This is a genomic window from Mesobacillus foraminis (assembly GCF_004340465.1).
GTDB classification, from domain to species: Bacteria; Bacillota; Bacilli; order Bacillales; family Cytobacillaceae; genus Mesobacillus_B; species Mesobacillus_B foraminis.
Map to the genome: position 1 here is coordinate 219,220 of NZ_SLVV01000001.1, position 23,837 is coordinate 243,056.

Consider the following 23,837-nt stretch of genomic DNA (forward strand, 5'->3'; position numbering starts at 1 on the left):
TTATCCATCCCCTTTGACCAATACTGACCTTTTAATTCATTATACTCTTTTCTATACCCAAAAAGAAAGCCACCCCAATTGGATGGCTTTGATTTGTCCGTTTATTTATGGCTTTCTCTGATATGTCCAAAGCCTGTTGTGATTGGAGTTCTCAGGAAAAGAGTCTCCGGCTCTCAGTTTAATTTTTTGCGGGTTATTTACATTGCTGCCGGTCTCCCCAATTTCAATGTATACACCATTATTGGGAGCCTTCTGACCTGCGCGAAACTGACGGTTTTGGCCCATGCATCTGCCTCCTTGCTTCGATGATTTGCCCTTTCATAGTATGCCCGCATGCAAATCGCCCATTAAGGCAAATTTCACCAAGCAAAAAGCATGGGTTTTCACCTGTACAGTTAAGTCCCCTTAGGGTTGTCCCACGCGGAAATGGAAATCAACAACCCCATGTGTAATCCAACCAAAAAAAGACTGTAGACAAGCCCGATTTTCATCGAGTTTGTCTACAGTCTGAGGCATGGGTTTTCACCCATGCTAATCTTTCAGGAGTTCTACCAACAAAGCTTTTTGAGCATGCAGGCGGTTCCCTGCCTGGTCAAACACGACCGAGTTTGGACCATCGATAACTTCTGCTGTCACTTCCTCGCCTCTGTGAGCTGGAAGACAATGCATAAAGATGTAATCTGGCTTTGCAAATGCCGTAAGCTTTTCATTCACCTGATAATCGTGAAAGTCCTTTAGCCTTTGTTCGTTTTCAGCTTCCTGCCCCATGCTGGTCCAGACATCAGTATAGATTGCATCCGCATCTTTAACAGCTTCAGCGGCACTTTCCGTTATTGTGATCCGGGTCCCATTTTGATCGGCAATTTCCTGGCATTTTAAAATGACTTGTTCGTCAGGCCAATAGGCCTTTGGAGCACCCAGGGCAAAATCAATTCCTAATTTGGCACAGATCGCCATTAATGAATTGGCGACATTATTGCCATCCCCTACGTAAGCCATCTTCAGTCCTTTTAACGTTCCTTTTTGTTCAAAAAGTGTCAATACGTCTGCAAGTGCCTGGCAAGGGTGGGCCAGATCCGTGAGACCATTAATTACTGGCACATCTGAATGAACGGCCAGCTCCTCGACTCTCTGATGAGAGAAAGTACGGATCATAATGGCATCTACATAATGAGAAAGAACCTTTGCTGTGTCTGAAATTGGCTCCCCGCGGCCAAGCTGGGAATCCGTGCTGTTCATGTAGATTGCCTGGCCTCCAAGCTGAAGCATTCCAGCTTCAAAGGAAACGCGGGTCCTTGTTGAGTTTTTTTCAAAAATCATTCCTAGGATTTTTCCTGCTAATGGCTTTTCACCTTCGCCTTTAGTTTTAAGGTTATAAGCATTTTCAACCAAAAGAGCGATTTCTTCATTTGTATATTCTGAAATGGTCAAAAAATGTTTGCCTTTTAATGTAGATGATACGTTTTCAACTGCCGTCATTTTACACTCACACCTTTTTTTATTTGAGTTAGCCATTCTCCCATTGGTTTAACATTCCATTCTTCTGCCCTATTTCCTCTTAGAAACGCTTTAATGGTTTCCTCATTTGAAAAAACAAGCTTCCGCTGACGAATGGCCCATTGGCGGAGAGCAACATCATCTTGACCAATCCCGTTACAAAATACGCCCGCAATTTTTTCTGGTTCTGGGAAGGAACCATCAAAATGTACCAAATCAATATTGCTCAGGCCAGCTTTATTAATGAGCTGGACGTCCAGGGAGGTTGAAGAGCTGAATAGAACTCTGTTTCCCTTCTTAGGAGCTATGGAAGAAAAATACTTCTTCAGCGCCTCTTCGATCGTTGCTCCAACACTGATACCTTCGCCTGTTGACATCATTTGGGGACCTGTCTTCAAATCAAGTCCTCTGAGAGCAAAGTTTGAAAACACAGGATACTTAAGACATACATAATCACTTTTTTCATTATCTAGTACAGGCAGCTCATTTTTCGACATTTTATATTTCCCGAGCAATATTTTTGTCGCCTTATTAACTAGAGAGGTCCCGGTGACTTTACTCACAATCGGCATAGTTCGGCTTGAACGAGGGTTTACCTCAAGAATATAGACATTGTTTCCTTCAATGATATACTGAATATTCATTAAGCCCTTATATCCAGTTTCTTTAACGATTCTCGATGCATAATCAACGATTTTCCCTTTAACTTCCTCACTTAAAGTCTGTGCAGGAATCATCGAAAGGCTGTCACCTGAATGGACACCTGTTTTTTCAATATGCTCCATTATTGCTGGGACAATGATATATTCCCCGTCAGCCGCGAGATCAATTTCCGCCTCATTCGCCGGCAAAAATTGGTCAACAAGGACAGGATACTGAATTACTTGCCCTTCCAGATAGCTTTTCAGGCCATGATCTTCATGTATGACCACCATATCCTGGCCTCCTATGACATAGGAAGGACGAATAAGGACCGGATAGCCGATTGTCTGGACAGCTTTTATTAACTCTTGTTCCTCACAAGCTGTAACCCCCTTGACCCTAGGGATTTGAAGGCGGTCGAGCAGTTCATAAAACTTATCCCTGTCTTCAAACGTATCAATCATATCAGAGCTAGTTCCGAGCAGCTTGATGCCATGCTCTTCAAGGGCGCTGGCCAAATTTAAGGCAGTCTGTCCGCCAAGCTGGACAATGGCTTCCTCAATTCCTTCAGCTTCGACTACATTCAAGATTTCCTCCAGGCACAGCGGTTCAAAATATAAGCGGTCTGATAGTGCAAAGTCTGTACTTACTGTCTCGGGATTATTATTAATCATAATTGTTTCAATGTTTTCTTCCTTAAGTGCCAGCACCCCATGCACAGAACAGTAGTCAAACTCGATTCCCTGGCCAATGCGGATAGGCCCGCTGCCGAGAATTAAAATTTTGCGTTTTTCTGTTTTAGGGGCTTCATTTTCGCCAAAATAGGCAGAATAGAAATAGTTAGAGCCTGATTCAAATTCAGCTGCACAAGTATCAACCATTTTATAGCTTGGCTTAACCCCGAGCTTGCTCCTTAAGCTTCTCAGCCCGGATTCACTCATGCCCCACGCTTTACCAAGGTACTCATCACTGAACCCTTTCTCTTTCAAAAAGGATAGCTTTTGGGCTGTCACGTCAGAAGCCGTTAGAGATGCAATTTCTTTCTCAAGCTGTACAAGATTTTCTAATTTCGATAAGAAAAATAAATCAACCTTCGTCTTTTGGTGGATGACTTCCTTTTTTACCCCTTTGCGGAGTAATTCCATGATAACAAAGAGTCGCTCATCGGACTGGTCAGAAAGGATTTCATCAAGCTGCTCAATTGTCTTTTCCTTCAGTCGGGCCAGATTCAAATCTGAAACATTCATATCCAGCGAACGGACCGCCTTCAATAAGGCGCGCTCAAAGTTTCGGTCAATCCCCATTGCCTCTCCCGTTGCTTTCATTTGTGTGCCAAGCCGGCGTTCAATGCCCGGGAATTTATCGAATGGCCATTTTGGGATTTTTACGACTACATAGTCAAGAGCTGGTTCATAGCTGGCATAGGTATTCCCCGTTACAGGATTTTTTAATTCAGATAGAAGATACCCTACAGCAAGTTTCGCGGCCATTCTGGCAATCGGGTAGCCTGTGGCCTTTGAAGCAAGGGCTGAAGACCTGCTGACACGAGGGTTCACTTCAATCAGGTAATAATTCTTGCTCTCTGGATCCAGGGCAAACTGGATATTGCAGCCGCCGACAATCCCAAGGGCAGAGATAATTTTTACTGCCGCAGAGCGGAGCATTTGATACTCACGGTCTGTTAATGTCTGCGACGGAGCAACGACAATGGAATCACCTGTGTGAATTCCGACAGGGTCAAAGTTTTCCATGTTGCATATAGCGATACAGGTCCCATTGCAATCACGCATCATTTCATATTCAACTTCTTTAAACCCGGCGATGCTCTTTTCAATTAAGCATTGATGAATCGGGCTCTCGTTCAATCCTCCGCTTACCAGGGTGACAAGCTCTTCTTTAGAATCCGCAATGCCTCCTCCGGTTCCTCCAAGTGTATAGGCAGGTCTGACAATTAACGGAAACCCTGTCTCATCAGCGAACTTAACTGCTTCCGCGACACTGTGAACGACTTCACTTTCGGGTACAGGTTCATTAAGTTCATGCATCAGGCTTCGGAAAGCATCTCTGTCCTCTCCTTGTTTAATTGACGCTATGGAGGTACCGAGAACTTTAAGGCCATACTTGTTGATTATTCCCTGCTCGCTCAGCTGAAAGGCCAGGTTCAGTCCCGCCTGGCCTCCAAGCGTAGCAAGAAGCCCGTCCGGTTGTTCCTTTATGATGATTTTTTCAACACTTTCGACCGTCATCGGTTCAAAATAAACAGCGTCAGCAAATACAGGGTCTGTCATCACCGTAGCCGGATTGTTATTAAGCAGGATCACTCGATACCCTTCTTCTTTAAGCGCGATACATGCTTGGGTTCCTGCATAATCGAATTCGGCTGCCTGGCCGATGATAATCGGCCCAGAACCAATAACTAAGATAGATTTAATGCTTGTATCTTTAGGCATAATTCACAACTCTCCGCTTCGTTGTCGTCACTAGTTCGATAAATTCGTCAAAAATAAATTCACTGTCCGCTGGCCCAGGATGGGCTTCAGGATGAAATTGCACTGTAACCAGAGGCAAAAACTGGTGGGAAAGCCCTTCAACAGACCCATCATTGCAGTTAATGAATCTTGCCGACAGTCCGGCTTGCTGGATGCTTTCTTCATCTACAACATAACTATGGTTCTGGGAAGACATGAACACCTGACCCGTTTCACGGTCACATACAGGCTGATTGGCCCCTCTGTGCCCAAATAACATTTTCTTTGTGTTGCCGCCCAAAGCGAGTGCTGCCAGCTGATGTCCAAGACAAATCCCTAAAGTTGGGTAGCTTTCAATCACTTTTTTTATTTCAGGAAGATATTTATGCAAATCTTTTGGATCCCCAGGTCCATTTGACAGCAGTACACCGTCCGGATTAAGGGCCTTTATAGATTCAAATGTACTATCGTAAGGCACAACGGTAACCTGGCACTGCTTTTTAAGCAGACTGTCGAGGATGGACTTCTTGTACCCGAAGTCGAACAGCACAATATGCTTTTCGCCGTTCCCATAAACCATTTCTTTTTGCGTGGACACCTTGCTCACTTTTAATCCTTCGCTTAAATCAAAGGCCCCGTCAAAACTTGCATCCTTAGCCAGTGCTGCTGGCATTGAGCCATGCTGGCGAATCCTTTTGACGACAGACCTTGTATCAATATGGGACAGCACAGGGATATTCCATTTCTTCAGGTATTCACTCATGCTCATCTCGGATTCATAGTGAAAACAATCAGTCTCTGCTTCATAAACAATGACTGCCGCAGGCTGTGGCTGGATGCTTTCTGCGTCTTCCTTATTAATTCCGTAGTTCCCTATCAGGGGATAGGTAAATACTACAATTTGATCTCTATATGAAGGGTCCGTCAATACTTCCTGGTACCCCGTCATTCCTGTAAAAAAGACTATTTCTCCCTTAACATTGGCCTCAGGTGCCGGTCCTGACCAAATTCCTTTGTAGGACTCGCCATCAGCAAGATGTAAATATCCGTCCATTGCACACCTCACACTTGAATATTTATATACTCTAATCAATATTTATTCATTTTTGGTGAAAAAGATACAGCTAAATAGCTGTACGGGTCAATTTTTTTAATGAGTCAGCGAGAAATGCCAGAGCCTGGTCAATCTCGGACTGTTTTATATTTAATGGCGGAAGCAAACGTATAACACTTTCCCCGGCTGGCAAGGCAATAAATCCGTTGGAACGAAGATCAGAAAGGATATCTGGGACATTGCCGTCTACCTCAATCCCGATCATCAGGCCCAGGCCTCTTATTTCAACAACGGTTTCAAGCGCCCCCAGTGTCTTTTCTGCTTGAGCAGTTAGATATTCACCCAGCGCGGATACTTCTTGTAAAAAGGCGTCATTAAAAATTGTCTCCATGGTTGCTTCGGCAGCCGCGACAGCGATTGGATTACCGCCAAATGTCGATCCATGGCTTCCTGGCCCGAAAGCTTCGCCCAGCTCTGCTTTCCCAATGACGGCACCTATTGGAAATCCATTCCCAATTCCTTTCGCCACCGTAATGATGTCTGGCTGAAGATTAAAATGCTGGAAGGCAAAAGGCTTTCCTGTTCTCCCTGCCCCTGTCTGTATTTCATCTATAATCAGCAAGGCTCCTTTTTCTTGACAGGCTTTTTGCACAGTTTCCAGGAATTCAGGCTCGGCAATATTAATCCCGCCTTCCCCTTGAATGACCTCTAGAATGACAGCTGCTGTATCGTCTCCGATTTCATTCAGAAGGGCCTTGGAGTCATTGAACGGAAGATGAATGAACGTTTCAAGCATCTGTCCAAATCCTTTTTTGATCTTATCCTGCCCTGTTGCTGCCATAGAACCAAAAGTCCGCCCATGAAAGGATTTTGTAAAGGAAATGATTTTAGGCCTTCCTGTAGCTTTCCTGGCAAGCTTCAGGGCCGCTTCATTAGCTTCAGCTCCGCTGTTTGCAAAAAACACTAAATCCAGGCCTGCTGCTTCGGCCAGCAATTTCGCCGCCCGCTGCTGGATGCCTTGAGGAAAAAGATTGGAAACATGCCAGAATTTCTTCATCTGGCTGATGACTGCTTCTTCCACCTGACTTGGGCAATGCCCTAAATTGCAGACCCCGATTCCCGAAGTAAAATCGAGATATTCCTTTCCATCCGTTCCAGTTATATAGGCACCTTTTGCGCTGACAGGCTCTACCTCCCAGCGCTGATAGGTAGGAAATAAATAATTCATTTAGAAGACCCTCTCTTTACTTGTTATGGCCGTTCCAGTCCAAATCCCTGATTGATAAAAAGCCTTTTTGCCTGAAACAATCATGACTTTCTCGATCCCGTTCCCCAGGACAGACAGTGCAGATTCCACTTTAGGAATCATCCCGCCGTAAATATGTCCATCTGCAATAAATGATTGAATGTCACTCTCGGTTGCTTCCTCAACCAATTGACCTTCAACTAATATTCCATCGACATTCGTAACGAATAAACAGCGTTCAGCATTCAAGGCTTTCGCGACAGCAGCAGCAGCATAGTCCGCATTGACATTCATTCTTGCCCCTGTTTCTTCCATTGATGCTGCAATTGGTGTAATGACAGGGATGATCCGGTCTACAAGAAGCTTCTCAATCATCTTTTTGTTTACAGCAGTAATCTGGCCTACAAATCCAAGCTCCTCTTTATTGATGTATTCCGCCTGCAGACATTTCCCGTCACTGCCGTTTAATCCGACTGCAATCAGGTCATGGTGTTCAAGCAGCCTTACCAGCTGTCGGTTTGTTTGGCCTGACAGTACCATTTCCACGACTTCCATGGTCTTTTCACAAGTGACCCTTAAGCCATTTTGGAACTTTGAAGGAATTTGATATAAGCTCAGCATAGAATTGATAGCTGGACCCCCGCCATGGACCAGGACTGGAATATAGCCATCTTCCAGCAGGGACCGCAGACCATCAAAAAAGGCAGGTGATAGTTCATCCAGGACACTTCCGCCACATTTTAAAACGATTGTTTTCATGGAAGCACCCCCTATGTCCGATAGCTTGCATTGATTTTGACATAATCATAGGAAAGGTCACAGCCCCAGGCAGTTCCGCTTCCATCACCCATGTTTAAATCGACCATGATATGAATTGTATCTTTTTCTAGATAAGCCTTGGCTTCTTCTTCTGAGAAGGCAACCGGATTGCTCCCTTTCAGCATGACGATTGGGCCAAGCTCAATATCGACCGTTTCAGGGTTAACTGATGCATTTGCCTGGCCAACAGCTCCAATGATACGTCCCCAGTTTGCATCTGCACCATAAACTGCTGTTTTAACAAGGTTTGATCCAACTATCTGCTTTGCGATGGTTCTGGCCTCATCGTTTGAAACAGCTCCCTTAACAGCAACCTCGATTAGTTTTGTAGCCCCTTCACCATCCCTGGCAATCTGCTTTGCAAGACTCTCGCAATTTTCCTTAAGCAGCTTAACAAAAACCGGCCAATCAGAATGATCTGGAGTAAGAGGCTTGTTACCGGCCTGCCCATTCGCCATTACAATCACCATGTCATTCGTCGAAGTATCACCGTCAACTGTTATCTGGTTAAAGGTTATATCCGTTACTTCCTTCAAAGCGGCGCTGAGATGTTCGGGGGAAATGGCGGCATCTGTCGTCAGAAACCCAAGCATCGTAGCCATATTAGGATGGATCATTCCCGAACCCTTGGCTGCCCCTCCAACATGCACGCTTTTTCCGCCGATCTCTGCCTGGTAGCAGCTGCTTTTCATCACCGTATCGGTAGTCAGGATTGCCTTCTGGAAATCTTCGGCATTTTCTCCGCCTTTTCCTGGTTCCAGGGAATTGATACCCGATTCTATTTTATCCATTGGCAGGTATTCACCAATTACGCCGGTTGAAGCAACAGCTATATAATCCTCACTGACATTGAACTTTTCTGATGTCAATGTGCGCATCTTATAGGCATCCTTCAGACCTTGCTCTCCCGTACAGGCATTGGCGCAGGCACTGTTCACAATGACTGCCTGGATCTTCCCTTCATTCGCAATGCTTTCCTGTGTTACTTTTAAAGGAGCCGCCTGGAAATGGCTTGTTGTATACACTGCGGCACAGCTCGCAGGGGTTTCACTTATAAGCACTCCGATATCAAGCCGATTGTATCTGAGCCCTGCATGAACAGCACCTGCCTTATATCCTTTCGGGCTTAAAACTCCCCCGTTTTCTACTAAACTTACAATCTCTTTATTAGATACTGATAATGCCTGCTTCATGTGGTCCTCCTTATGGATACATCGGTATAAAGTCCAGTCCTGCCTTTTCATTAATTCCGTTCATTAAATTAGCATTTTGTACCGCCTGGCCGGCAGCACCTTTCATTAAATTATCAATCACTGATACAATCGTAAGCCTTCCTGTCCTTTGGTCGGCGTGAACTCCAATATCACAGTAATTAGAGCCGCATACTTCCTTGACTCCAGGAAATTGGCCCTCTTTACGGACCCTTACAAATGGGTGATTCTTGTAAGTCTCCCTGTACAGCTCAATAACCTCGCTAGTCCTTGCCTCTTTTTTCAGTTTTACATAGATCGTAGCCATGATTCCTCGGGTAATTGGAAGCAAGTGGGTGCTAAAGGTAACAGGTGAAAGTCCGCCATCCCATTTAAAGAGCTGTTGTTCAATCTCGGGTATATGCTGATGTTCGTTCACTTTATATATTTTAAAATTATCATTCATTTCCGAAAAAGCAGTGGTTCTTGAAAGGGATTTACCAGCCCCCGAAACACCCGACTTGGCGTCGATAATAATATTTGCAGGATCGAGGAAGCCTTCTGCCGCAACAGGACCAAGTCCCAGTAAAGTTGCTGTCGGATAACAGCCTGGGTTTGCAATCACTTTGGCCTGCTTGATTTCTTCCCGGTTCCATTCGCTCAGTCCGTATACTGCTTGTGATAATGTTTCTGATTTAACAGGAGTATGTTTATACCAGTTTTGATAGTCGTCCGGATTTGTAAGCCTCAGGTCTCCAGAAAGGTCGACTACCTGTATGTCTTTCACGCTAAACTCCTCGGCAAGTTTGCCGGATACGCCCGATGGGGTAGCGAGGAAAACCAGATCTGCTTCTTCAGCGATGGCATCAGTATCAATTTTTTTCAATGAATCTTCAAATATATTGCCCAGATGTGGAAATTCATCAGTGATCGGCATTTCATCCCTTGAAGAATGAATGGAATGGATGTTAAAAACAGGATGGTTGTGTAAAATCCTTATCAACTCGCCCCCACCGTATCCTGTTGTACCAATTACTGCAACCTTCATCCTGTTCCTCCTTCCAATGATTGATTGTATAAATAATCATTTAGATTTATATTTATTAGTTTTATGTTCTTTTTATTATAAGAACTCATTTTCTGAAACGCAACTGATTTTGAACAATTCACACTAATTTTTTTTCTTTTCAGCATTTATGCCTTGTAAATCATAGCGGCATTTTATTTTTATGTACTCAGCCAGCAGTACCTCCAAACTTGAATATGTAAATGAATCACTTTATGTCCATTAATTTCCACAACCCACCAATACCCTTCTTTATAGAAGGATAAACCAGCTGTATCTTTGTTGTTCAGCCTGTGCTAGCTCCATATAGCTAAAAATGCATAAAAAAAACGGCCTTAGCTGGCCGTTTTCGGACTGTAGACAATTTTGACTAAAAAGCGAGATTGCCTGCTGTCTTTTTTGCATCTAGTATGAAGGATGTTGATTTCCGTTCCAAGCGCTCCGCTACCGCTACAATCAACAGGATTTACAAAGTTAATGTAAACGCATAACCAAGTATTTTAAAATATAACGTTTGAGGTGATGTTATGCTTTGGAATGGAAAGCATTCCGAACCTCTTTTGTCTACAAACTAAAACGGCCTTAGCTGCCCGTTTCAATAATTTCTTATAAGATGACAACTAGCGAAATTAGAAAGAAACAGACCGCATTAACTATCTCATATATTCCAAGTTTCATGATGCCAAGTGATTTTCCATAAAAGTAGAGAGCCCTGAATAAGCTTGGCAGGAATGCAATCATCATCATCCAGTGTCCGGCGACAATCCATAATAGCGGGATGGATATATGGTAACTCCAGGAAATGATTTTAAAATGAGCGTTATTCTTCTCCCGAATCATGGATTTAACATACAGGGTACTGCCTGCAAAGAATAATAGCGAGATTAAAAAGACAAAAACTCCTTCCGGCCTGATGGACTCGACAGAAAGATAGCTGCTTGCCAGCCCTGCCAGGGAAAAGACAATAATGGCTGAGAGATCGTTCAGGATTGCTCTTTCGTTATTCCTGCTTGAATAGTAGGCATTGATGCAAAAGAAAGGAATCATTGATAAGCCAAAATAAAAAATTGATGGGGCAGCAGATAAAGGAACTGTAAACAGCAAAATAGCTGTTCCCATATAGATAATCGTCCATTTAGAGTAAAAGGAGGTCTTTTTCTTTTTAAATAGAAGCAGCAATGGATAGGTAGCTAGATAGAGCAGCACCCAGCCAATAAACAATGGTATATGCTGCCATACAATCCCGGTTGCAGCCGCGCCCAGCCAAAACGGGATTATTAACATGGCCCAGGCGCCGTGCTGCTTAGGCAATAATAACTTCATTTCAATCACTCCCTTCTCTTTACTATAACGCCATGCAGCGTTAAGGTAAGTGAAGGAAATCACATGTTAAGTAATATATCGTTCAGGAAAGAGCCTGGCTGCAGCCCTAGTCACTTTTTGCCATTAAGCTTTTTATATACAAGTGAGGTTTATATATATATGTTACTTTATTTGTAAAGGCGAGAAGCAGTAAAAATAAAAAAACGATAATGAAGTGTGCCCGCAAAATAATTGAACTGTTTGTAATCAGATTTAGATCAGGCTTAAACTGAATCAGGCTTGCTACCCAAAGAAGAAGGTGGTGGGAGTCATCCGAAAAATGCATCATCCAGAATCCTGACAGCGCACTAAGTATAAGCATTGTCCTCAATACGGCTTTTATTACGTATTGGGATTTGGAATTATCGTTATTCCCTCCTGGTGCATCCAGCTGCCAAATCAGCCCCATGCCGACAACTGCTGCAACTGAGTAGGGAAATACAATCCATAGTAATAATTGATAAATTTCCATTCCTTTTCACCTCTGTGACATTGTTCAAAGACTATTCATAAACATTGTAGCGTGAGAACTTGCCTGTCACAGTGAGAAAAGTCGCAGCATATGAAGATTTTGCGAACTTTTTTTAAAAGATTTATGAACACAGAGGTATTAAGCCCCGTTACGGCGACATGCTACCGATTTCGGCCATTACATAGTCTGCAATCCAGGCAGCCGCCTGATCCGCCTTATGGAAAACCGGGCATTCCATGTTTGCAAGGCCTGCAGCTATTCCGGCATCCATGCAAAATACCACTTCCCTGTTCGTTAACACTTTCAGAAGCTCCAGGTCCTTTTCTGCTCTGATAAGAATCGCTTTTGGAAAGTCCATGTTCTTGTGCCCCTCAATCAAAATGACGTCGGGATTTAATTGGGAAATCAGCTGGATTTGTTCTTCCAGCTTCCAGTTTTGCTTTTCGGCCTGGACAATGACTCTGCCGTCACCCTCAATGAGAGAAGCAAAAGCACCAGCTTTTACATGCCGGCCAGAATCTTTGTGTTCAGGAATATCCGGCTTGCCGCCATGGCCATGATGTTTAATGGTAACAACCTTATAGCCTCCGGATGCAAGAATTTGGATGACTTCAGACATGATGGTTGTTTTTCCGCTGTTCTGATACCCGACAATCTGAAAAATCACTGGTTTTACCAAGGCCAGTCACTGCCTGTCTGATCTTCGAGCATAAGGACTTCAACTTTCATCCCGCGTTCAAACCCTCTTGTTCCTCCCGGAAGGATCATTAGCGAGTTGGCTCCGGCAAGGCTCATGATAATATTTGATTTATCCAGGCCGCTGGGGGTAACAATCAGTTTTCCATCTTGAATAGTCAGAGCACTCCTTACAAACCTGGTAAAAGGATTCGCTTTGGGGAAATCAGCCTCCAGTCGGGCCCGCTCTTTTCGTAGATGCGGTTTGTCCGAACACAGCATCGTACGGATGATTGGCCTTGCAAAGAGTTCAAACCCAACATAGCACGCAGAAGGATTTCCGGACAGGCCGAACAAAAGCTTGCCATGAAGCTGCGCAACTGTTGTTACGCTTCCCGGTCGGACGGCTACTTTATTAAATAGCACTTCAGCCCCCAGCTTTTCATAAATTTGAGGCAGATAATCGAAATCTCCGACTGAAACTCCGCCTGTTGTGATAAAAATATCGACACCTCCGATTGCAGCTCGAACTGCTTCGTAGCAGGTTTCAAAATCGTCCGGAAGCTGGCCGAAATAGCGTACCTCCGCCCCTGCTCTCTGGACCTGGGCTGAAATCATATAGGAATTGCTGTTCCGGATCTTACCGGGTTCTAGAGGATCTCCTACCTCAAGCAGTTCTGTTCCGGTAGCATAGAGGCCAACAATCGGCTTTCTGGCTACGGGCACTGTTGCATAGCCGAATGTTGCCAGCATAGCCTGTATTCCCGGATTAATAAAGGTCCCTTTTTTTACAAGAACCTCTCCCTCTTTTGCATCTTCCCCGCGGAAAGAGATATTTTCTCCTTTTTGATGGACTCTCTTCACGAACATAAATTTTCCGTCAGCTTCTTCAGCCTCTTTTGTCAATTCCAGCATGACCACTGCATCCGAGCCTTCAGGCATTTGGGCACCGGTCATAATTCTGACGGCCTGGAATGGCCCTATCGTTTTGTCTGATACCATCCCTGCACCAATATGGTCAATCACCTCAAATTTTACAGGGGAGGTCTGAGCCGCTCCTCTTGTATCTTCCGAACGGACGGCATATCCATCGTACGGCGCCCTGTCAAAGTGCGGCACATCACTTGTCGCCTTTAAGTCATCTGAAAGGAACCGGCCATAGCTGTCATTAATTGAAACAAACTCCGTGGATCCTTCCAGCTTATACTCCATCACCTTTTTAACTGCCTCACCAATCTGTATGGGGGTTCTTCTCTCTACCATCTACTCAGCTCCTATATTCCGTTCATGTTGTTTCTTTCCATTTCTCCATTATAAAGGGTATTGGAATTCCAATACATGCAAAATGTCACATATTATAACAAGACTTTTCAGCAGAAGTTTTTTAAGTGTGATTCATATCACCTAATAGTAAAACCATTTCCTTTATGATGAATCTATAAACAGCCATTCACCATAAGGAGGAACTACGAATGAAACTTCCATTTAATGAACAAACACTGGTCAGAGACATTGTAAATATATTCCCAAAATCAAGTGATCTATTTAAAAAGAACCGAATTGATTTCTGCTGCGGGGGCAGTATCCCTCTGGCAGATGCAGCAGCTGAAAAAGCTGTCAGCCTTGAGTCTCTTATGGCAGAGCTTGAAGACCTTTATTCACGCAATGTGAATTCGGCAGAAGACATGGAATTCTGGACCGAAACTCCATCAGCTGCACTGGTTGATCATATCCAGGTGCAATACCACCGGACCCTTGAGGAAGAGCTGGCCCTGTTAAGCCCTTATGTAACAAAGGTTGCCAGAGTACATGGTGAAAATCACCCCGAACTGGTGAGGATGCACGATTTATTTTACGAGTTGAAAAAGGAACTGCTAGAACATACGGCTAAAGAGGAAGCTGAAGTGTTTCCCGCACTTCTGTCCCTCGATGACCCTGCAGCCGAAAACCGGGAGACAATCCTTATGAGAATCCAAGAGCTTGAAAAAGAACATGACCATGCAGGCTCCATTCTCAAGGAACTGCGCGATGTCACTTCTGACTTTACTCCTCCAATGGATGCATGCGGTGCGTACAGGCTTGTTTACAAGCGACTGGAGATGCTTGAAGCACATACTTTCATGCATGTGCATTTGGAAAACAATATTTTGTTCCCCCGATATTTCGCAGACATTACAGTCTGATCGGACAGCTGCACACAATTCAAGCTCCGGAATTTCCGGAGCTTTTTCTTTTTACAGGCATTAAAGCACCCCTGAAAACAGGCGGGCAAATGATTCTTTCGCTCTCTCAATAATTCCTCTTTTATAATGCTGTATCGCCCCTATCTTTTCACTGTGCTCGATATCCTCCTCATACTGTCCTACGAGGTCACGAATGGAGCTGCTGCCAAAAAGAAATACATTTACCTCAAAATTCAAGTGAAAGCTGCGCATATCCATGTTTGCTGTTCCAATGGAGGCTAAGTTCCCATCCACAATGATGACCTTTTGATGTAGGAATCCTTTTTTATATGAATAAATTTCCACACCGTATCTTAACAGCTCGGCAAAATAGGATCTGCTGGCATACTGGGTAAGGAAACTATCATTTATCTCAGGCACCATAACCCGGACTTCAATTCCTTTGGCGGCTGCCACCCTTAATGCAGTCCTGATGGCTTCATCTGGTACAAAGTATGGCGTTGCGATCCAGATTGATTTTTCAGCACAGGTCATCAGTGCATAGTAAAAATCACTCATGATTCCCTGCTGTGTATCAGGCCCGCTTGCTACCACCTGGATGGCCCCATCGATTACATCATCTTCCAGCCTTGATCTCGATTTATCCGCCCTGTGTTTTTCGATGACCTTTTCGCCGCTGACATACTCCCAGTCAAGCAGGAAAACATTGTGAAGGGAATAGACCGCTTCACCAGCAAGAACCATATGGGTATCCCGCCAATAGCCAATAGCTTCGTCCTCCCCAAGGTATTCCACGCCTACATTCAATCCCCCGACGAAGCCAATTTCGCCATCAATGACGATTATCTTCCGATGGTTGCGGAAATTGAATTTTTGATTAAAGAATCCATACTTCAATGGGGAAAAGGGACGGATTTTAATGCCGGCTTTTAACATAGCTTTAATGTCTCTCGGGCAAAGACTCCTGCTTCCGGCCGCATCAAAGATAAAGAGAACTTCAATTCCTTCATTGGCTTTTTCAATGAGGATATCAATCAGCTCTTTCCCAAGTCTGTCGGATCTGAAAATATAATACTCTATGTGTATGAATTCTTTTGCCTCTCTTAATTTTGTTTTAATTTGATGAAAGGTCTCAGATCCATTTTTAAGGATGGTTGCACGTGAACCAGTGCTGATCGGAGTCAATGCGACATTATTGGCAAACCTTGCGAACGATTGCTGGTTATCCTGCAAAAAAGAAAGATCCGGCGTTTTCTCTTTCCGCATCAAGCGTTCCCACTCGTCCCTGGCCATTCTTCTTTTCGTTTTAAACAAGTAGCCCTTTAAATACAGCTGTCCGGAATACAAGTAAAAAAAGTAGCCCAGGACAGGAAGGAAAATAAGGACATACATCCATAAGAGAGTTTGATTAGGAGACCGATTCTCCAGAATCAGGGAAAATACACTGGCAAGAATGATTGCACAGTAGAGACCACCAAAAAAAAGCTTCCACATGAAGCCATAATCAGTAAATAAAAGCAAATATAAGCACCAGATTAAAATAATAACAAAAACAAACTCAATTCTTCTCTTTATCATAAAACATCTCCAAACCACTAGGCAGCAATGATAAACACTACCATTAACATACCCATTTCCCTTCCCAAAAGAAACATAGTGAACCTGCACTTTACCAAAGTAAAGCGGGTCAGGCACCTTCTGTTCTATTAAAGCAATAAACCACCAAAGAGGGTCACACACCTTTTTTCTACTAAAGCATTAAACCACCAAAGAGGGTCACACACCTTTTTTCTACTAAAGCATTAAACCACCAAAGAGGGTCAGGCACTTTTATTCGCTTCGGAACCTAAAAAAGACCCCATGAAGGAGTCTTTGGACGTTAAGGTTTATCCGCCTATATAAGACATTTCGACTTTTTTGCGGTTGGCGATGGTTTCCTGTGTTCTTTCGTCTGAGTACCGGTCATTCCTTGCATTCCAGATGTCGGTGATCCTGTTCTTGAGGTCCTCATCGGTTACTCCGGTCCGCATATAATCGCGAATATCGTGGCCGTTTCCGTTGAAAAGGCAAGTAAACAGCTGGCCATTGGCAGACAGCCTTGATCGTGTACAGCTGGAACAGAAAGATTCTGATACGGAAGATATAAACCCTACATGGACGTTTGTCCCTTTGTATCTATATCTCTTCGCCACCTCTCCGAAATACGCGGCACCCGTATGTTCAAGTTCATAATGTTCATTGATTAGCTCATACATTTGCTGCTTCGTGATTACATCGTCCATCTTCCAGCCATTTGTGCTCCCCACATCCATAAATTCGATATACCGGAGTTCCAGGCCTTCCTTTTTGCAAAACTCTGCCATTGGAAGTATGTCAGAGTCATTCAGGCCTTTCTTCACAACCATATTGATTTTTACGCCCAGGCCGGCCTCCTTGGCCGCTTGAATGCCTGCCAGAACCGGCTTCGTACTGACATTTCTTCCGTTTATCTGGCCAAATAGTTCATCATTCAACGTATCAAGGCTGATATTGACCCGTTTTAATCCAGCTGCTTTCAGTTGGACAGCAAGCTTTGGAAGCAGCACTCCATTAGTCGTTAGAGCGATATCAGACAGTTCTTCAATGGCTGAAAGCTTTTCAACCAGAATCGGAAGATCCTTCCTTAGGAGAGGTTCTCCCCCGGTCAGTCTGATTTTCTCCACCCCAAGTTCAACAAAGATCTTTGCCAGCCGCTCAATCTCCTCATAGGAAAGTAGTTCATTCTTGGGCAAAAATGCAAAATCAGGACCAAAAATTTCAGCAGGCATACAATACGTACAGCGAAAATTACAGCGGTCAATAACAGAGATGCGCAAGTCACGCAGCGGCCTGTTCAGCTTATCTTTGATCAATGTTTTATCCATATTCGTCAACTCCGTTTAATAGAAGTTTGCCCGTCGACAAAGCAGTGGTTTAAGAAACTATTATCACTAAAATTAAGCTTTTACTTGTACAGGAAATTACTTTTTCTTTTTATCATACTATACATCGCCCCTTAAAAACTACGTTCATAGTATAAATACCTTGAAATGTTCAAATTCTTATATTTTAGGAATCATCGTCTAAAAAGGATGGAAAAGTGTATATTAATTTTACAAAACTGTGAACATCTTCACTGAAAATCATGACAATATTTCAACAAGTTGGATTGAACTCATTATTTCTACTACGCAAATGTTATTATTGGGGCAGAAAACCATACTCGGCAAAAGGGTGATAACCATGCCTCTAGTAACTAAAGCTACACACTCAATTGAAATAAAAGAATTATTGCAGTTTGCTGACCGGACAATCCATGCAAAGAAAGGTACTTACCTGTTTCAGGAAGGAATGGAAGCAGAAGAGCTTTATCTCATCCTGTCGGGAAAAGTTCAAATCAGCAAGGTGACACAGGACGGCCGAGAACTCGCCCTCCGCATTTGCGGCCAAAATGATTTATGCGGCGAACTGACCTTATTTACTGAAGACCCAAAATATCTTCTGAGTGCCTTGCTCCTTGAGGATGGAGAAATAGTTGCCATCAGGAAAGATGTAATTGAAAGAGAAATCTTTCAGAACCCGGCACTTGCTTTTGAATTCATGAAGTGGATGAGCGACCACTTTCGAAAAACGCAGACAAAGTTCCGCGACCTTGTTCTAAACGGCAAAAAAGGCGCCTTGTTCTCCACGCTGATTAGGATGACCAACAGCTATGGCATCAGGAGGCAGGACGGAATTTTAATCGACCTTCCTCTGACAAACCAGGAGCTGGCAAACTTTTGCGGGACGTCACGAGAAAGCATTAACCGCATCTTAAATGAGTTGAAACGGGAAAAGATCATTAGTATACACAAAGGCAGAATTATTGTTCATGAACTTGATTATTTAAAAACAGAAATAGGCTGCGAAAACTGCCCCGCAGTGTATTGCAGCATCGATTAAGGCATCCTGAACAAGCTATTCGGATTCACAGGAAAGGAACTCTCAAAACTGAAAGTTCCTTTTTTTATGCTGCCCAGGATCATGAGCGCTTTCCTTTTAATTTTCTCCATGCTTTTGGAATATAAACACAAAAGGGTTCCGATTCCAGGTAATCACCTGTCATTGCATAAGCTCTTGAACGAGACCCCCCGCAAACATGCCTGAATTCACATACCCCGCATTTCCCCTTATATTGATCGGGGTTCCTGAGACTTGTAAAAATAGGGGAATAACGATAAATATCAGCAAGAGGCTGCTCCCGGATATTTCCTGCTTTTACTGGAAGCAAGCCGCTGGGGAAAACATCCCCTGTATGTGAAATAAAAACAAAGCCGTTGCCATCATTTACTCCTTTGGGAGCCCTCCCTAGACCATCAATCGAGCCTGTCAGCCCTTGTCTTGTCATGGCATCCAGATAGTCTATTTCACCGTTTTGTTCCCTCGCCTCACGCATTTTTTGCTGAATGACGACACGGCGGTAATGCTGCCCGGCCGTTGTTTTAATATCAAATTTCACTCTGTGGCTTAATTGATAAAGCCAAATAAACACTTTCTCATGTTCAGCCGGTGAAATCATATCCTTTTCCTGTCCTCGCCCGGTCGGCACAAGGAAAAAGACGCTCCATAAAACGCAGTCCAGTTTTTCAACCAGTCTCGCCATCTCTTCAAGTTGGTCAATATTATAGCGAGAAATGACCGTATTGATTTGAATCGGGATTTCAAGCTGATGCAAATAATCGATTCGTTCCATCGTTAAATCGAAAGATCCTGAAGTCCCCCGAAAATGGTCATGTATTTCTGAATTAGGGCCATCAAGGCTAAAGGCCCAGCGTGACAGCCCCACATCTTTCGCTTTCTGAATCGCTTCTTTTGTAACATTTGGGGTCGCACTGGGTGTCATGGATACACGTACACCTTTTTGCACCGCATATGCCGCAATGTCAAATACATCCTCTCTCATGAGCGGATCCCCGCCTGTAAAAACCAGCAATGGGTTGTTCATTTCGTATATTTGGTCAATTAATGCTTTTCCTTCCTCAAGACTCAATTCTCCCGGATCCCGCCTGAACTGTGCTTCGGCGCGGCAGTGCAGGCATTTTAATTGGCAGGCTCTTGTCAATTCCCAAATTACAATAAACGGATCTTTATTAAAATCTCTGGCTAACATTCTTTACTGCCCCCTATTTGGTCTCTTCTTTCAGTATAGAAAACTTCCCAACTGGTTTAAGTGAGTTATCTCACATTCCAGGCTCTATCCCCTCCCCTATGGATCCGCTCGCACTAAACTTCCCCAGAACACTTAGCAGAACTTTTTGTGTGCTATAAAAAAAATGTTCAGGTCCCGGGACCTGAACATGATCTTTTTAGATTTATTTGATTTTCATTTCTGCATTTTTCCTTTGATAAAAAAACCAGTTTAAAATGAAGGCTGCAATATAGACAACAACAAAGAAGTAAAGGGCATTGATTGGCGTTCCAGTATGATTAGTGGACCACCCAAACAATTTAGGGATAAAGAATGATCCATATGCTGCAAAGGCCGCTGTGAACCCCAGGACGGGCGCTGCTTCTTTTGCTTCAAAAATATTCGGGATCATCTGGAAAGTAGAACCGGAGCCAACACCGGCAGCAATGAACAACACCATGAAGGCAGTCAAAAAGCCTGCAAAATTCACTTGTTTTGTGAAGTAAACCACAACTAAAGCACCCGCAGTCATAACCCCGAACACAATGGATGTCACAAGAGTTCCGCCAAACTTGTCAGAGAGCCATCCTCCAATCGGACGTGCTGCCGCTGCCAGAAAAGCTCCAAGAAAGGCCAGGCCGATATGCGCCGGGAAAAGCGATTTTAACAGTAATGGAAAAGCAGCTGAATATCCAATGAAAGATCCAAAAGTGGCAACATATAAAACAGTCATGATCCAGGTATGTTTCCTTTTTACAATCACGAATTGATCTGAAACAGATTGCTTAGCAGCGGGAAGGTTATCCATTCCGAAATAAGCAAGCAAAGTCAGGATGATGATTGGAATCACCCAGACAAATGCTGCGTTTTGCAGCCATACCTGAGTGCCATCTGAAAGGATCTGGCCTTCTGTATTGCCGCCAATAAATGCAAAAGTGCTGCTGGCGATGACCAAAGGAGTAATGAATTGGACAACGGAGACACCCATGTTTCCAAGTCCGCCATTGATTCCCAAGGCAGTCCCTTTTTCTGCCTTTGGAAAGAACATTGAAATATTAGCTGTAGAGGAAGAGAAATTGCCTCCGCCCAGTCCGCATAGTCCGGCCAGAAGAGCCATTACCCAGTATGGCGTATCAGGATTTTGAACAGCAAATCCAATTCCCAGAGCCGGAACCAGGAGGATGGCCGTTGCAAAAATCGTCCAATTTCGGCCACCAAATGCACCAGAACCAAAAGTATAAACAAATCGAAGAGTGGCACCAACCAGTCCAGGCAATGCAGCGAGTGTAAATAGCTGTTCCTGCGAAAAGGCAAAACCAATATCATTAAGCCGGATTGCTACGACGGACCAAATTTGCCAGATAATGAATGCGATCATCAATGAAGGGACGGAAATCCACAAGTTCCTCTGGGCATGCTTCTTGCCCTCTGCTTCCCAGAATGCCTGATTTTCAGGGTTCCACGTTTTTATTCTAGCCATGATTATTCCCCCAATAAGGTGTTTGTTTTTTTAATTTTTTAAGAATTATTCCTGGAATGAAATCATAGTAACATAGGCCATATGTCTATAGAGCTTACGGCTGATACAATACACAATTCCGTAACAATCTCAGACAAAATTCCTTCACAATTTCCCCCTTTGAAACCTTAAAAAGCTGTAAAAAGCCATAAAAAAAAACGCCTGGATCATATCCAGACGTTGTGGTTCGCACAATAAGCAATGCTTATGTTCAGTCCCTGACTCCAAGAGCGATTTTCGCATAGCGGGACATCATATCCTTTGACCACGGCGGGGTGAAAACAATGTTAACTTCCGTATCCTTCACTTCAGGAAGATCGGAAACTGAGTGCTTAACTTGATCGACAATTGTACCTGCCAGCGGGCATCCCATGGAAGTAAGAGTCATCGTCACGGTCAGCTGTCCTTCCTCATTCATCTCGAGACCGTAGACAAGTCCGAGATTCACAATATCTACTCCTAGTTCAGGATCGACGACCATCTCAAGCGCACCCATGATACTGTCTTTTAATTCCTGGTCCAAAACGTTCACTCCTTTTTAAATCTTATCCTGCCTCTATCTTAACAGCATTTTAAATCTTGTACAGCCTTTAACTCTCAGAGATGCTTTTCAAACCACTCTGCAGCACTCCTGATGCCTGCTTGCGAAACCTTATGGCCTGCATGGGCATCCGCAATAAACTTAAGGTTTTCGGGGATTTCATTATAGTCTTGCCTGATTGACTCATAAAAATCATAAGCACCGTCAAACGGGACGACCGGATCCAATTTTCCATGCCAGAATAAAACAGGCCTTCCCTTCAATTTCTCAGGCTCCAGACTTAGGTCGTATTTCCGGATTTCATTCAATAGTTCAGCGATATCACTTTCTTTTAACGGCGAGCGTATCCCCATTTTTTCCACTTCGTTCAATTGCCATAATGCCAGCTGTTCATAGGCAGGGTGCCCCATCAAAGAAACTGCCGCTTTAATCCAGTCATATTTCCTTAAAGCCCCGAGAGTGATAATAGCCCCCATGGAAGTTCCTGCAAGGCCGATTCGTTTGGGATCTGCCAATCCTTCATCAATAAACGCCTGCTTTAAGTCCTCCAGTTCATGAATTGTATTGAGAACAATTTCCCAAAAAAGAAAGCTTAATTCCCTTTCCGTTTTGCCGCTGTTGCGCTCCCCATGGTGAAGAGCCTCGGGAAGAACAACCCGAAATCCTTTGTCGGCCATAAGGTAGGCGTAATTAAGGTTGGTTTCCTTGATGCTGGAAAAACCATGGATAAAAAAGACAAGCGGAAGAGATTCTGTCATTTTTTGCTGCTTCACTATATGCAGGACGGGTATATCGTTTATCTGTTTTTTTTCAATGACGATCAAATTAATTCCTCCTATAAACAAACATTAAAAGGTGTTAAATGATTTTTTTACAATTAATCTGTAAAATGGGTAGCATAGTCGTTAGATGTTCTTTCCTCCGCTTTCTAATCGTGTCTGCATCATTGTAATCCTCATTCAGGATTCAAGTCCAATATTCTGACATACAATCTGTGCAGATCCTATATGATAACAATAAAAAGAAGCAAGGGAGAAAGCGGAGAGGAACAAATAAACAGAAAAAAGAGGGAGTACCAGTATGGCTGACAAACATTTAATTGCTCTAGATTTAGACGGGACCCTTTTAAAAGATGACAAAACAATATCAGAGAGAAACAAACTTGTGCTGAATAAAGCGCGCGAAGAGGGCCATATTGTCATGATTGCAACGGGAAGACCCTTCCGTTCAAGTGAAATGTATTATCACGAGCTTGAACTTGATACCCCGATTGTTAATTTTAACGGTGCCTTTATCCATCATCCATTGGATCAAAGCTGGGGTGTCCACCATTCGCCGCTGTCCATTGAGGTCGCCAAGGATATTGTAGAAGCGCTGGATTCATTCAAATTTCATAACATCATTGCAGAAGTCATCGATGATGTGTATTTTCATTATCATGATGAAAAGCTCCTGGACATTTTCAATCTTGGCGGCCCGAATGTGACAACAGGGGATCTTCGTAAATATTTGAAAGCTTCGCCAACAAGCATGTTAATACATACAGAGGAAGAACAGCTTGCTGTTATACGGAAGCATCTGTCCGAAGTTCATGCTGAAGTCATTGACCACCGCAGCTGGGCCGCTCCGTGGCATGTAATTGAAATCGTCAAATACGGACTGAATAAAGCGGTTGGCCTGAAAAAAGCTGCTGATTATTTCCAGATACCAAAAGAGAAAATCATTGCTTTTGGGGATGAAGATAATGACCTGGACATGCTTGAATATGCCGGCAGAGGTGTAGCGATGGCAAATGGGATTGAAGCGGTAAAAAATATCGCAAATGAAACCACACTTTCCAATGAAGAAGATGGCATTGGAGTTTATTTAAACGAAATCCTGAATTTAAAGGCACTTTAAACTACAAATATTCGAGGCG

Annotated in this window: 21 protein-coding genes; 3 read left to right on the top strand and 18 right to left on the bottom strand. The window is 43.6% G+C overall.

Going from position 1 to position 23,837, the window contains the following annotated elements:
- Nucleotides 1-105: 105 nt before the first annotated feature.
- The 12 genes from EV146_RS01050 to EV146_RS01105 form a co-directional block, all read right to left on the bottom strand.
- Entirely contained in the window at nt 106-285 is a 180-nt protein-coding gene (locus EV146_RS01050; RefSeq protein ID WP_121609600.1) for a YjzC family protein, read from the bottom strand.
- A gap of 246 nt (nt 286-531) precedes the next feature.
- A complete protein-coding gene (gene argF / locus EV146_RS01055; RefSeq protein WP_132000907.1) occupies nt 532-1,479 on the bottom strand; it encodes an ornithine carbamoyltransferase in 948 nt (315 codons plus the stop codon).
- Nucleotides 1,476-4,589, bottom strand: a complete 3,114-nt coding sequence (locus EV146_RS01060) for a carbamoyl phosphate synthase large subunit (RefSeq protein WP_132000909.1) — start codon at nt 4,587-4,589, stop codon at nt 1,476-1,478. Before EV146_RS01060 ends, argF begins: the two co-directional genes overlap by 4 nt.
- Nucleotides 4,582-5,661 carry a carbamoyl phosphate synthase small subunit gene (locus tag EV146_RS01065; RefSeq protein ID WP_132000911.1) on the bottom strand — a complete coding sequence of 360 codons (1,080 nt, stop codon included), beginning with the start codon at nt 5,659-5,661 and terminating at the stop codon, nt 4,582-4,584. The genes EV146_RS01060 and EV146_RS01065 overlap by 8 nt, the downstream gene beginning before the upstream one ends.
- Before the next feature lie 70 nt (nt 5,662-5,731).
- A complete protein-coding gene (locus EV146_RS01070; RefSeq protein WP_132000913.1) occupies nt 5,732-6,889 on the bottom strand; it encodes an acetylornithine transaminase in 1,158 nt (385 codons plus the stop codon).
- The gene (gene argB / locus EV146_RS01075; protein ID WP_132000915.1) at nt 6,890-7,666 is read right to left on the bottom strand and encodes an acetylglutamate kinase; all 777 of its coding nucleotides are present in this window, start codon (nt 7,664-7,666) and stop codon (nt 6,890-6,892) included.
- Nucleotides 7,667-7,677: 11 nt separating this feature from the next.
- Complete coding sequence (argJ, locus tag EV146_RS01080; protein WP_132000917.1) at nt 7,678-8,919, bottom strand: bifunctional ornithine acetyltransferase/N-acetylglutamate synthase; 1,242 nt, start codon at nt 8,917-8,919, stop codon at nt 7,678-7,680.
- 10 nt (nt 8,920-8,929) lie between these two features.
- Complete coding sequence (gene argC, locus EV146_RS01085; RefSeq protein WP_132000919.1) at nt 8,930-9,964, bottom strand: N-acetyl-gamma-glutamyl-phosphate reductase; 1,035 nt, start codon at nt 9,962-9,964, stop codon at nt 8,930-8,932.
- Between the two features lie 624 nt (nt 9,965-10,588).
- Nucleotides 10,589-11,305: a YwiC-like family protein gene (locus tag EV146_RS01090; protein ID WP_132000921.1), complete on the bottom strand. Its 717-nt coding sequence runs from the start codon at nt 11,303-11,305 to the stop codon at nt 10,589-10,591.
- A 106-nt stretch (nt 11,306-11,411) separates the two neighbouring features.
- Nucleotides 11,412-11,816 carry a respiratory nitrate reductase subunit gamma gene (locus EV146_RS01095; protein ID WP_132000923.1) on the bottom strand — a complete coding sequence of 135 codons (405 nt, stop codon included), beginning with the start codon at nt 11,814-11,816 and terminating at the stop codon, nt 11,412-11,414.
- Nucleotides 11,817-11,964: 148 nt separating this feature from the next.
- A complete protein-coding gene (gene mobB, locus EV146_RS01100; protein WP_241993772.1) occupies nt 11,965-12,483 on the bottom strand; it encodes a molybdopterin-guanine dinucleotide biosynthesis protein B in 519 nt (172 codons plus the stop codon).
- A 5-nt stretch (nt 12,484-12,488) separates the two neighbouring features.
- Nucleotides 12,489-13,754: a molybdopterin molybdotransferase MoeA gene (locus tag EV146_RS01105; RefSeq protein ID WP_132000927.1), complete on the bottom strand. Its 1,266-nt coding sequence runs from the start codon at nt 13,752-13,754 to the stop codon at nt 12,489-12,491.
- Between the two features lie 209 nt (nt 13,755-13,963).
- Between EV146_RS01105 and ric the strand changes: the two genes are divergently transcribed.
- Nucleotides 13,964-14,674, top strand: a complete 711-nt coding sequence (gene ric, locus EV146_RS01110) for an iron-sulfur cluster repair di-iron protein (RefSeq protein ID WP_132000929.1) — start codon at nt 13,964-13,966, stop codon at nt 14,672-14,674.
- 60 nt (nt 14,675-14,734) lie between these two features.
- Here ric and cls read toward each other — a convergent pair whose 3' ends face one another.
- Both cls and moaA read right to left on the bottom strand, forming a co-directional pair.
- Complete coding sequence (cls, locus tag EV146_RS01115) at nt 14,735-16,252, bottom strand: cardiolipin synthase (RefSeq protein WP_132000931.1); 1,518 nt, start codon at nt 16,250-16,252, stop codon at nt 14,735-14,737.
- A 308-nt stretch (nt 16,253-16,560) separates the two neighbouring features.
- On the bottom strand, nt 16,561-17,577 hold the full coding sequence (gene moaA / locus EV146_RS01120) for a GTP 3',8-cyclase MoaA (RefSeq protein WP_132000933.1): 1,017 nt from the start codon (nt 17,575-17,577) through the stop codon (nt 16,561-16,563).
- Between the two features lie 358 nt (nt 17,578-17,935).
- On the opposite strand from moaA, the gene EV146_RS01125 reads away from it, so the two are divergent.
- Nucleotides 17,936-18,634 carry a Crp/Fnr family transcriptional regulator gene (locus EV146_RS01125; protein ID WP_132000935.1) on the top strand — a complete coding sequence of 233 codons (699 nt, stop codon included), beginning with the start codon at nt 17,936-17,938 and terminating at the stop codon, nt 18,632-18,634.
- A 79-nt stretch (nt 18,635-18,713) separates the two neighbouring features.
- On the opposite strand, the gene EV146_RS01130 is transcribed toward EV146_RS01125, so the two are convergent.
- The 4 genes from EV146_RS01130 to EV146_RS01145 form a co-directional block, all read right to left on the bottom strand.
- Entirely contained in the window at nt 18,714-19,841 is a 1,128-nt protein-coding gene (locus tag EV146_RS01130) for a TIGR04053 family radical SAM/SPASM domain-containing protein (protein ID WP_132000937.1), read from the bottom strand.
- 202 nt (nt 19,842-20,043) lie between these two features.
- Nucleotides 20,044-21,339, bottom strand: coding sequence for an MFS transporter (locus tag EV146_RS01135; RefSeq protein WP_132000939.1), 1,296 nt, complete (start codon nt 21,337-21,339; stop codon nt 20,044-20,046).
- Between the two features lie 250 nt (nt 21,340-21,589).
- Nucleotides 21,590-21,901 (bottom strand): metal-sulfur cluster assembly factor, encoded by a 312-nt coding sequence (locus tag EV146_RS01140; protein WP_132000941.1) that lies wholly within the window; start codon nt 21,899-21,901, stop codon nt 21,590-21,592.
- Between the two features lie 74 nt (nt 21,902-21,975).
- Nucleotides 21,976-22,743 (bottom strand): alpha/beta fold hydrolase, encoded by a 768-nt coding sequence (locus EV146_RS01145; RefSeq protein ID WP_132000943.1) that lies wholly within the window; start codon nt 22,741-22,743, stop codon nt 21,976-21,978.
- A 256-nt stretch (nt 22,744-22,999) separates the two neighbouring features.
- Here EV146_RS01145 and EV146_RS01150 point away from each other — a divergent pair, with 256 nt between their 5' ends.
- The gene (locus tag EV146_RS01150) at nt 23,000-23,818 is read left to right on the top strand and encodes a Cof-type HAD-IIB family hydrolase (protein ID WP_132000945.1); all 819 of its coding nucleotides are present in this window, start codon (nt 23,000-23,002) and stop codon (nt 23,816-23,818) included.
- Nucleotides 23,819-23,837: the final 19 nt, after the last annotated feature.

Excerpts from the sequence above, each read along its gene's own strand:
- EV146_RS01050 (WP_121609600.1), bottom strand. The coding sequence starts at position 285 with ATGGGCCAAAACCGTCAGTTTCGCGCAGGTCAGAAGGCTCCCAATAAT.
- argF (WP_132000907.1), bottom strand. The coding sequence starts at position 1,479 with ATGACGGCAGTTGAAAACGTATCATCTACATTAAAAGGCAAACATTTT.
- EV146_RS01060 (WP_132000909.1), bottom strand. The coding sequence starts at position 4,589 with ATGCCTAAAGATACAAGCATTAAATCTATCTTAGTTATTGGTTCTGGG.
- EV146_RS01065 (WP_132000911.1), bottom strand. The coding sequence starts at position 5,661 with ATGGACGGATATTTACATCTTGCTGATGGCGAGTCCTACAAAGGAATT.
- EV146_RS01070 (WP_132000913.1), bottom strand. The coding sequence starts at position 6,889 with ATGAATTATTTATTTCCTACCTATCAGCGCTGGGAGGTAGAGCCTGTC.
- argB (WP_132000915.1), bottom strand. The coding sequence starts at position 7,666 with ATGAAAACAATCGTTTTAAAATGTGGCGGAAGTGTCCTGGATGAACTA.
- argJ (WP_132000917.1), bottom strand. The coding sequence starts at position 8,919 with ATGAAGCAGGCATTATCAGTATCTAATAAAGAGATTGTAAGTTTAGTA.
- argC (WP_132000919.1), bottom strand. The coding sequence starts at position 9,964 with ATGAAGGTTGCAGTAATTGGTACAACAGGATACGGTGGGGGCGAGTTG.
- EV146_RS01090 (WP_132000921.1), bottom strand. The coding sequence starts at position 11,305 with ATGAAGTTATTATTGCCTAAGCAGCACGGCGCCTGGGCCATGTTAATA.
- EV146_RS01095 (WP_132000923.1), bottom strand. The coding sequence starts at position 11,816 with ATGGAAATTTATCAATTATTACTATGGATTGTATTTCCCTACTCAGTT.
- EV146_RS01105 (WP_132000927.1), bottom strand. The coding sequence starts at position 13,754 with ATGGTAGAGAGAAGAACCCCCATACAGATTGGTGAGGCAGTTAAAAAG.
- ric (WP_132000929.1), top strand. The coding sequence starts at position 13,964 with ATGAAACTTCCATTTAATGAACAAACACTGGTCAGAGACATTGTAAAT.
- cls (WP_132000931.1), bottom strand. The coding sequence starts at position 16,252 with ATGATAAAGAGAAGAATTGAGTTTGTTTTTGTTATTATTTTAATCTGG.
- moaA (WP_132000933.1), bottom strand. The coding sequence starts at position 17,577 with ATGGATAAAACATTGATCAAAGATAAGCTGAACAGGCCGCTGCGTGAC.
- EV146_RS01125 (WP_132000935.1), top strand. The coding sequence starts at position 17,936 with ATGCCTCTAGTAACTAAAGCTACACACTCAATTGAAATAAAAGAATTA.
- EV146_RS01130 (WP_132000937.1), bottom strand. The coding sequence starts at position 19,841 with ATGTTAGCCAGAGATTTTAATAAAGATCCGTTTATTGTAATTTGGGAA.
- EV146_RS01135 (WP_132000939.1), bottom strand. The coding sequence starts at position 21,339 with ATGGCTAGAATAAAAACGTGGAACCCTGAAAATCAGGCATTCTGGGAA.
- EV146_RS01150 (WP_132000945.1), top strand. The coding sequence starts at position 23,000 with ATGGCTGACAAACATTTAATTGCTCTAGATTTAGACGGGACCCTTTTA.